The organism is Victivallis sp. (genome assembly GCF_048170485.1).
Lineage (GTDB): Bacteria > Verrucomicrobiota > Lentisphaeria > Victivallales > Victivallaceae > Victivallis.
In genome coordinates, this window is the sequence record NZ_DBEXAY010000010.1 from 25449 (window position 1) to 35083 (window position 9635).

The 9635-nt window shown below is 59.6% G+C and carries 6 protein-coding genes; 4 read left to right on the forward strand and 2 right to left on the reverse strand.

Features of this window, described 5'->3' with window-relative positions:
- Positions 1–7: 7 nt before the first annotated feature.
- The 4 genes from ACMLHG_RS00555 (at position 8) to ACMLHG_RS00570 (ending at position 7474) form a co-directional block, all read left to right on the forward strand.
- On the forward strand, positions 8–1720 hold the full coding sequence (locus tag ACMLHG_RS00555; RefSeq protein ID WP_417169182.1) for a hypothetical protein: 1713 nt from the start codon (positions 8–10) through the stop codon (positions 1718–1720).
- An 85-nt stretch (positions 1721–1805) separates the two neighbouring features.
- Positions 1806–3524, forward strand: coding sequence for a site-2 protease family protein (locus ACMLHG_RS00560; RefSeq protein WP_295810314.1), 1719 nt, complete (start codon positions 1806–1808; stop codon positions 3522–3524).
- Positions 3496–4623: a flavodoxin-dependent (E)-4-hydroxy-3-methylbut-2-enyl-diphosphate synthase gene (gene ispG / locus ACMLHG_RS00565; RefSeq protein ID WP_295810317.1), complete on the forward strand. Its 1128-nt coding sequence runs from the start codon at positions 3496–3498 to the stop codon at positions 4621–4623. Before ACMLHG_RS00560 ends, ispG begins: the two co-directional genes overlap by 29 nt.
- Positions 4616–7474, forward strand: coding sequence for a 9-O-acetylesterase (locus ACMLHG_RS00570; protein WP_417169183.1), 2859 nt, complete (start codon positions 4616–4618; stop codon positions 7472–7474). The genes ispG and ACMLHG_RS00570 overlap by 8 nt, the downstream gene beginning before the upstream one ends.
- A 79-nt stretch (positions 7475–7553) precedes the next feature.
- Here the strand turns inward: ACMLHG_RS00570 and ACMLHG_RS00575 are convergent, their stop codons facing one another.
- Together ACMLHG_RS00575 and ACMLHG_RS00580 are read right to left on the reverse strand one after the other, a co-directional pair.
- Positions 7554–8450, reverse strand: a complete 897-nt coding sequence (locus tag ACMLHG_RS00575) for a dihydrodipicolinate synthase family protein (protein ID WP_417169184.1) — start codon at positions 8448–8450, stop codon at positions 7554–7556.
- Positions 8451–8498: 48 nt separating this feature from the next.
- Positions 8499–9542, reverse strand: a complete 1044-nt coding sequence (locus ACMLHG_RS00580; protein WP_417169185.1) for a sialidase family protein — start codon at positions 9540–9542, stop codon at positions 8499–8501.
- Positions 9543–9635 lie beyond the last annotated feature (93 nt).

The following is a 9635-nucleotide window of genomic DNA, read 5'->3' on the forward strand; positions in this document are numbered from 1 at the left end:
AAACGGAATGTCCAGTGCCCCTCCCCCCCGGGATCGACGACTCCACCGACTGCTCTGGGGCGGTGTCCTGTTGATCGGCATTGCCGCGCGTCTTACTCATCTCTTTTCCGGACTGGAGTACGACGAAATCTGGACGCTGGAAAATTTCGCCCCTCTGCCGCTTTCCCGGATTCTCACCGACCTCGCGCTGCCGAACAACCATCCGTTGAACACACTGGGCGTCTGGATATGCGCCACGCTCTTCCAGTCGCCATGGAGCATCCGTCTGCCCGCTCTGCTGGCAGGGCTGGGAGCATTGCCGCTGATGGCGCTGGTCGCTTTTCTGTGGAGCCGGAAATGGCTTGCCGCCTGGGTTGCCACGCTGATTTTCGCGCTCTGCACGCCGGTCATCCTTTACGCGCAGCAGGCGCGGGGATACAGCATTCAACTGTTTTTTCTACTGCTCTTCGCCGCCGGATTTCTGCTGGCGCGGAAGTTTCGACCGGCAAAACCCCGTTTCCTTCCCGAAATCATGGTGTTTCTCGGTGGGGCCGGAGCGATTCTGACGCTGCCCACCTCGATTCTCTACCTCGGTGTCATCGCGCTGATCGGCTATTTTCTCTGCCGGAGCCTTCCGTTCTCCCGCCTGCCGTTGCGGACCGTGCTGACGCTCGGCGTCGTGTTGACCGCCCTCTGGTACGGAGTCAACTATCAGGCGCTTCAGGCGGCGCGGGTCTGGGGAATCCCCGTCACCGGATTCCAACAGTTTCTGGAGCTGATTGCCGACACCATGATGCAGTTGAATGGTCCGGCGGTACTGCTGCTCGCACTCTGCGGACTCCTGTTGCGGAGCCGCCGGAGCCGGCCGCTGCTGCTTTTTTATGTGGTTGCATTCGGTTCGGCACTCGTCACCAATGCGGGGGGGGCCCGCGTCTACCTGCCGCTGACAGTTCCTACCGCGATCCTGGCGGGGATGGGGGCGGAGGCGATTTTCCGCCGGTTGTACCGGCGTTTCCCCCGGCCCTGGAGTTCCGCACTCCTCCTTCTATTGCTGGCCGCCCTGCTCTTCTGGAACGGGAAGCAGAATGCAAAGGAGTGGCCGGTCCGCGACTGGTATCTGCTCCATGAAGAGCTTCGCCGTCTCGCTCCGGAGGAACTTTTCGAGCTGGACGCCGGCGACGGGTATCCCTATTGCTGGAACAACCATCCGGGGGCGGTCGAAGATTACCGGCAACGTCTGCTCAATACGGAGCGGGAACGAAGCCTCGTTTCATTCCTGCCGCCTGGACATTTGAATGGAATTGATATAAAAGGAGGCAGTCGGCCGTTGCATCTGCAGGAGATAAACTCCGTTCCCCGGGAACAGATCGGCCCGGATTTCACGGTATGCCGTTACCGTCTTTCTGAAATTTTCAGCACTCCTCCCGCTGGCAGCGATCTGCTGGTGGTGATTCGCCCATTGCAGAGCAATCTTTTCCGTCAGTTCATTCAGGAGTTTTACCTGGCATATCCGACGCATCTGCGCATGAACTCCTGGTTGACTCTGCCGTATACCATCAGAAGGCAGCCATATCAGGCCGCAACACTGATTCTGCATTGCGACGAACCGGAACGTCTCGATTGGAAAAGTTTCCGAAACCGGATCCGGGGCGCGATCAGCGTCTACCGTATCCTGCCGATGGAGAGGAAAAAAGCGGTAAATCACGAAATATCTGACAAAAATTCCCTTGAAAAAAGATAAAAATCAAGTATGATATGATTTCGAGGAAATTTTTGCGTAGTTCATTCCCGGCAGAATTTTGCCGGATTATTATGGAAAGAGTTGTATGGAACAAGTGATGGATATTCTGCTGTCGATCGGGGCGCTGGCTTTCGTCTTCATTGCGATCGGCTTCTGTATTTTTTCGCATGAACTCGGTCATTTTCTCGCGGCAAAGTGGCGGGGAATGCACATCGACGCCTTTTCGCTCGGATTCCGCCCCTTCTGGAAAAAGAAGATCAACGGGGTGGAATACCGGCTCGGCTGGCTCCCCTTCGGCGGTTATGTCGAGCTGCCGCAGGTGGATGCCACCGACGCGGTCCCCAAAGCCGCCGACGGCACGGAACTGCCGCGCGCCAAGGCCATTGACCGGATTATCACCGCGGTGGCCGGGCCGCTGTTTAACATCCTTTCCGGCCTGCTGATCGCCTGTTTCGTCTGGTGGATCGGCATGCCGCAGGACAGCCCGAAGATGCGGGAGATCACCGTGCTTTCCGTCGATCCGGCGGGGCCGGAGTATGCGGCCGGTCTGCGGCCGGAGGACAAGATCGTCAAAATCAACGGCGAACCCTTTTTCTCGACCTGGGCGCAGTTCGTCAGCAAAATTCTCTTCTCGATCGGCAAAGTTGATCTGGAGGTGATCCGCGACGGGAAACCGGTCACCATCTCCTACACGCCGGTGGACAATCCGAACGCGCCGGGCCGGTTGCGCAGCGAAAAAATCGCCTGGCCCTTCTTCCAGCCGCTCATTCCGCTCGAACTGGTGCCGGAAAAAGGCTCTCCGGCCGAAAAGGCGGGCATCAAGGCGGGAGATTATGTCGTGGCGATCGACGGTATGCCGATCGTCGACTTCGATGAATTCCTCTTCGGCATCAATCTGGCCGGAAACAATCCGATTCGAATGACGCTGCGCCGCGGGGATGAGACGGTTGAAGTAACCGTTCGTCCGGAGCCGGTCACTCCCTCCCCGGGGCCGGAATTCAGCCGCTACATGACCGGCATCTATATGCAGCCGGCCGGAGCGGAAGGCGGCGTCACCGTCGCCGGCGTCATGCCCTACTCCGCCGCTCTCGCCGCCGGTTTGAAACCGGGCGACCGGCTGCTCGAAGTGGACGGCAGAAAAATTACCGCGCCGGCAGAGTTCAGCGAAACCATTGCCAAACTCAAGGGCACCCCGTTCCGCTTGACCTATGAGCGCGACGGCAAGACCAGCGAGGTCACGCTGGCGGCCCGGCTGATCACGCCGCACACAATCGGGGTGACAATCTCCCTGCTGGACCATCCGACGCCGATTCAGCAGTTCGTTTCGACCATCGACATGAGCTACAAGTCTCTGCGCGGCATTCTGGTCCGGCTGGGCAACCGGCTCGGTCTGACCGAACAGACCAGCACGCTCAAACCGAGCCACATGTCCGGCCCGCTCGGCATGGGGCTGGTGCTGTTCAACTCGGTGCGGAGCGCCTCGCTCATCAGCGGCATCTACTTTGTCGTGGTCATCTCCTTCGCGCTGGCGATCTTCAATCTGTTCCCGCTGCCGGTGCTCGACGGCGGTCACATCCTCTTCGGTCTGATTGAGATTATCTTCCGGCGACCGCTGCCGGTTGTGGTGGTGAAAGTGCTCTCCACCATCTTTGTGACGCTGCTAATCAGCCTGATGCTCTACGTCACCTTCTTCGACGGAAAACGAATCTACTATTCGATCTTCCCGGAACGGAGCGACGTTCCGGCCGCAAAGGAATCTGTCGGAGAAAAAACGAATGCCAATCCAACGCCGAAACAGCCGTAAAATCCGGATCGGCACCGTCGAAGTCGGCGGCGATGCACCGGTGTCGATCCAGTCGATGACCAACACCGACACCCGCGACACCGCCACGACACTCGATCAGATCAATCGCCTCGCCCGGCTCGGATGTGAGATCATCCGGGTCGCGGTGCCGGACGAAGCCGCCGCGGACGCCCTTGCGGAAATCACCGAAAAAAGTCCGATTCCGGTCATCGCCGACATCCACTTTGACTACCGGCTCGCCCTGCGGGCCATCGATCGTCACGTGACGGCAATCCGTCTCAACCCCGGCAATCTCGACTCTCCGGAACACATCCGGCTGGTTGCGGAGTCCGCAGTCCGCCACGGAGTTCCAATCCGCGTAGGCGCGAACACCGGCAGTCTCCGCCCGGGAGTGATTCGCCGCATGATGGAGCGTGGGCTCTCCCATGACGACGCCATGGCGGAAGCGCTGGTGGTTTCCGCCATGAACGAGTGCGCTCTGCTGGAGAAATTCGGCGTGACGGAGATCAAGGTGGCGCTGAAATCCTCCAGCGTACCGGTGACGGTGGCGGCCTACCGGAAGTTTGCCGCCCGCACCGATTATCCTCTGCACATCGGCGTGACCGAGGCGGGGACGCCCGGCCGCGGCATCGTCAAATCCGCCGTCGGAATCGGAGCGCTGCTGCTGGAAGGGATCGGCGACACGCTCCGGGTCAGCCTGACCGCCCCGCCGGACGAGGAGGTGATCGCCGGACGGCGCATTCTGGAAGCGTGCGGCCTGCGCGACGCCAGCCCGGAAATCGTCTCCTGCCCGACCTGCGGCCGCACGGAAATTGATCTCATCGGGCTGGCCAACAAAGTGGAGGAGCTGGTGGCGGAGATCAAGGCCGAGGGGGCGACGATCCATCTGCGCAAAATCGCGGTGATGGGCTGTGCGGTCAACGGCCCGGGAGAAGCGCGCGACGCCGATCTTGGGCTGGCCGGCAGCAAGGCGGGGAAACTGGTGATGTTTCGCTTTGGTGAAGTGGTCGGAGCGTTCGATCCCGAAGAGGGGTTGGAATACTTCCGGCTGGAGATACTCAAACACGTAACCCAGGGGAAAGGTGGCAAAAATGCATGAATTCAAATGGTTGCTTCCTGCTTGCGCATGTGCGATGTTCGCATTTGCGGCGGAGGCAAAAGTGGAGCTGGCGCCGGTATTCACCGACAACGCCGTGCTTCAACGCGGAATGGAAGTTCCGGTATGGGGAAAAGCCGATCCCGGCGAAGAGGTTACCGTCAAATTTGCCGATCAGAGCGTGAGTGCGAAAGCCGGTGAAGACGGCAAATGGATGGTGAAGCTTGCTCCGATGAAGGAGAGCAGCGAGAACCGCACGCTCGAGGTTTCCGGCAAAGAGAATAAACTTTCGGTCGCCAATGTTCTGGTGGGTGAGGTTTGGCTCTGCAGCGGGCAGTCCAACATGGAGCTCCCGCTCTGGGGAGGCAATCCCCGGTTCCGCCACTATGATGGAGACAAGGTGGCGGCCCAGTCGAACTTCCCGCTCATCCGCATTGCCCAGATGCGTCCGTACGGTTGGTCTACGCTGCCCCGGACCGATTTCAAAATCACCTGGCAGCCGGTCCGCCCGGACAACATCGCGCCGTTCACCGCCGCCGGCTTCTTCTTCGGCCGTGAACTTTTCCAGAAACTCAACATTCCGATCGGTCTGATCAGCTCCCACTGGGGCGGCACCCGGATCGAGCCGTGGACCCCGCCGGAGGGCTTCAATTCGGTGCCGGAACTGGCGGGCATCGCACGCGACGTCAATGCCAAGCTGCCCGGTACTGCTGATTACAAAAAGATCAACGAAGCGACGCAAAAGGCTTACGCCGAGTGGATGGAAAAGTGCAAAGCCGCACTCGCCAAGGGGGAAGTGACCCCGCCGCCGCCGGCGTATCCGAATGAACTCAAGGCGTATACCAATCATCAGCAGCCGACCGTGCTTTACAACCGGATGATCTATCCCTTCGTCCCCTATGCAATGCGCGGCGCCATCTGGTACCAGGGCGAAGCCAACCTCGGCGACGGAGCGCTCTACACGCAGAAGATGCAGGCGTTGCTCAACGGCTGGAAGAAGGTGTTCCTCAACCCGGACTTCAAACTGTATTTCGCTCAGCTCGCCCCCTTCACCTACGGCGGCGACAAGACCCGCCTGCCCCAGATCTGGGAGGCACAGCAGAAATTTGCCGAAAGTGAAAAAGATGCCGGAATGGCGGTCATCAACGACGTCGGCAACCTCAAGGATATCCATCCGAGCGACAAAAAAACGGTGGGAGAACGGCTCGCCCTGCTCGCGCTCAAACGCGACTACGGCATGAGCAACCTCAAGGCGGACTCCCCCACGCTGAAATCGCACCGTATCGAGAACGGCAAGTTCATTCTCGACTTCAATGCGGTCGAGCAGTGGACCACCAAAAACAACAAGCCGGCCGCCAACTTTGAAGTTGCGGCGGTGGACGGTGTTTTCTATCCGGCTTCCGTCGAGATCCGCGGAACCAGCCTCGTGGTCGGCTCCGACAAGGTGAAGGCACCGAAGTCGCTGCGTTACATGTGGGATCAAACCGACGAAGCGACCCTCGCCAACGAAGCGGGCCTGCCGCTCGGCGCCTTCCGGATCGAGCCTCCGGTCGTGCTTGACGAACTGGTCTCCTACTTCAAAGAGTCCTCGAAACTGGTCTATGAGTACAATCTTCTGAGCGGCTCCGGCTTCGGCGACCGCACCAAGGTCAATTACCTCGCCGACAACAGCGCCGGGGTCACGGGCAACCTCACGGAAATCACCTATCTGGCGGTGCTCACCGGCAACGACGGCAAAGTGAAGTGGGTGGCGGTTTCCATGAATCCCTTCGTCAACGACGCGAAGAAGATCGGTGTTCCGGTCAAATCGGCGAATGCCATGTTCCAGACCCGGATTCAGAATATGCGGGTGCTCTCGAATGTCCCCGGCATCAAAACCGGCATCATCGGAGAAGGCAACATCGAATTCTGGCCCGGCAATTACGGCACGAACAATTCGGCCCGGATTCCCGGCGCCAACAACAGCACCTATGATTTCGGCGATCAGCCGAATCAGGGCGTCGGCTACGGTTCGATGCAGATCCACAACTACCGGGCGCGTCAGACGGTGTTTGCCTATAACAAATTCGACGCGGGCAAAAACAGCGATCTCGGCATCGGCAATGCTCCCGGCCGGAATCCCGACTGGACCTTCACCGGTTCCGCCCGGAATTACAAAGAGGCGAAGCTCTACGTCTTTGTCAAAGAGCGTCCCCGCATGAAAGCCGATGCCGTCATGGCGCTGGTCAATGCGAAGGTCCCGGCGGCAGCGGCCATGAAGCCGCTCTACTGCTGCGATCTGCGTACCGGCGTCAAGGGCGAAAACGTCAGCTACGAGTTCGACGACTCCGCCGCGCTCACCGGCAAGGTCCGCAAGGTCGGTTACTTCCTGCAGCTTACCGGGAACGACGGCAAAGAGTCGTGGGTGTTCGCATCGATGGATGCATTCTCTCCGGATGCGAAGAAGCTCGGTGTCCCGGTCTACAGCACCGGTGCAATCTTCCAGACGATCGTGAAGAATCTGGAAGTCGCCAGCAATGTCCCGGGCGTCAAGACCGGGAAGTTTGAGGATGGAAACATCGAGTTCTGGGCGGCGAATTACGCTCAGCCGAATGAGAAAGCGATTCCGGGAGCCAGCAACGACGTGTTCGACTTCGGCGACCGCCGGCAGGATCCTGCCAACGGTTACGGTTCGATGCAGGTCCACAACTACCGGGAGAAGCAGACCGTGTTCGCGTTCAATCAGTTCCGCGGCGGCAACCGTGCCGACTGCGGCATCGGCAATGCGCCGGGCAAAAACACGGATTGGACCTTCAGCGGTTCGATGATGAACTACAGCAAGGCGTTGCTCTGCGTGCTGGTCGAACTGGAATAACAGTTCTGAAAACAGAGAAGGGCTGTTGCAAAACCTGATGGTTATGCGACAGCCCTTTTTTCGACAGTACCGGACTGTTTCAGCGTTCGAGAATCTCCCGCAGCGCCGCGGCGATCTCCCGCCGTTCCGTTTCCGGCAACGGCAGGAACGGCAGCCGCGGATTTCCGCACTCGATCCCCTTGACCAGCATCATCGCCTTGCCGGCGGCGAGGCCGCCATGCCGGTTGAGCAGATCAACCCCCTGACAGATCTTGTGCATCCCCGCGAGGACGGCGGCCCGGTCGCCGGCTTCAAAGGCGCGCCATACGGCGGTATAGAGTTCCGCGGAGTAGTTGTAGGTACTGCCGATGAAGCACTCCGCGCCGACCGCCAGCGCTCCGGCGAAGAACTCGTCGACGCCGTAGATGACATCGTATCTGCCGTCGCAGGCCCAGCGGCAGTTCTGATACTCGTAAAGATTGTGGTGGTTGAATTTGATGCCGGCGAGGTTCGGAATCCGCCCGTCGGCCTTCTCCAGAAATTCCACCATCGAAAGATTCACGCCGGAATTCATCGTGTGGTAGTAGTAGAACGGCAGTTCCGGAGCCGCCGCAGCCGCCGCCGCGCAGAACTCCACCAGCGCTTCGACACTGCCGGGTTTGAAGTAGCAGGGAGGAACCACCGAAGTGGCGTAAAATCCCAGACGCTGCGCCTCGCGGCCGAGGACCTCGACGTCACCGAGCGCAAGCGCACCGGTGTGGGCGATGAGCTTCAACCGCCCGCGCGAGGCAGCGGTCCACGCCTCCATGATCGCGATGCGTTCCGCGACGGAGCAGGAGATTCCCTCGCCGGTGGTTCCACAGATGTAGGCCCCCTTGACGCCGTCGGCGACGAGAGAATCCGCCTGACGGGCGATCATCTCGCAGTTGAGTTCACCGTTTGCATGAAATGCCGTGAAAGGAGCGGCGATCAATCCGGAAAGATGTTCGATTTTCATGATATGCTTCCTTGAATTCCTATAAATAAAATCACGTTCTGGTGCTGCTCAGGGGAGGAAAAAATCCGACGGCTGAAGCGAACAACCGCGAATCTGCCCCCGGTCCACCGCGTCATCGACGATGTAATAGACGATGTAGATCTCCCCGTCCGGGAACTGGACCCAGCCGGAATATCCGAGATCGGCGTGAGAGGAGCGATCGTAATCGATCGGCAGAATCCGGGCTCGCGCTTCCCACCGCGAAGAGGAGAGGACGGAATCCCGGTCGGTCAACGCGGCAAAAAAGTTCTGTGTACTGTTTCCGAATCCTCCCATGCCGCCCTGATGGAACCGGTAGGTGATCAGAATAGAGCCGTCCTGCAGCATCCCGGCGACGGGACGATGGCAACCGGGGAGCGGGAAGTCGATCAAAGGCCCCCAGCTTTCGCCGTTGTCGAAGGAGAGCGTCTTCTTGCAGTCCAGCCCGCGCCCGCTGTTTTCGCGCAGGAACGCGGCGATCACGCCGTTGCCGAGCGGCAGCAGAGAGACTTCGCAAAGCTGAAACGCGGGATCCTTCGCCACCGTGACCGGTTCGCTCCAGCTCTTCCCCTGGTCGTCGGACCAGCGGAGGAACTGCGCCAGTGCGCCATCCTGCGCATGATGTGCGGAGATGATCCAGCGGCCGTTGTCGAGTTCGAGAAGTTTATCCGGCACGATGCCGAGGAGCGGCGTCTTGACCGGTTCGCTCCAGGTGGCGCCATCATCGCTGGAAAAGCAGAGATAATTTTCGGCTGTCTGCGTCTGCTCGCCGCCGGCCCCCCACTCCATCCGGTCAAAGATGATCACCAGCCGCCCGTCGCGCAACAGTGTGATGCGCGGGCAATTGTAGTAACACTCCGGCTTCCGGGCCGCCGGAGTCAGCGGCCGTTTCGCAGACCAGGTCCGTCCACGGTCCGTGGATTCGGTCAGCATGATCCGGGTGTAGCTGCGATCGATATGATGGGTACATTCGTTGAAGACCGCGATCAATTTTCCTCCGGGCGTCAACGCGACGTCGGGCCACGCCTCGTAAAGAACCGGGTCCCGACTGATGAAATATTTCTGAACGGCCATTGCAAACCTCCCTGTGTTTCGATTACTATAACTGGAACAGCGGCAGGCGTCAATGATAAAATTCAAATTCAGATGATACAAATTTAACACAGG

Coding starts and splice junctions, on each gene's coding strand:
- ACMLHG_RS00555 (WP_417169182.1), top strand. CDS start 8: ATGTCCAGTGCCCCTCCCCCCCGGGATCGACGACTCCACCGACTGCTC.
- ACMLHG_RS00560 (WP_295810314.1), top strand. CDS start 1,806: ATGGAACAAGTGATGGATATTCTGCTGTCGATCGGGGCGCTGGCTTTC.
- ispG (WP_295810317.1), top strand. CDS start 3,496: ATGCCAATCCAACGCCGAAACAGCCGTAAAATCCGGATCGGCACCGTC.
- ACMLHG_RS00570 (WP_417169183.1), top strand. CDS start 4,616: ATGCATGAATTCAAATGGTTGCTTCCTGCTTGCGCATGTGCGATGTTC.
- ACMLHG_RS00575 (WP_417169184.1), bottom strand. CDS start 8,450: ATGAAAATCGAACATCTTTCCGGATTGATCGCCGCTCCTTTCACGGCA.
- ACMLHG_RS00580 (WP_417169185.1), bottom strand. CDS start 9,542: ATGGCCGTTCAGAAATATTTCATCAGTCGGGACCCGGTTCTTTACGAG.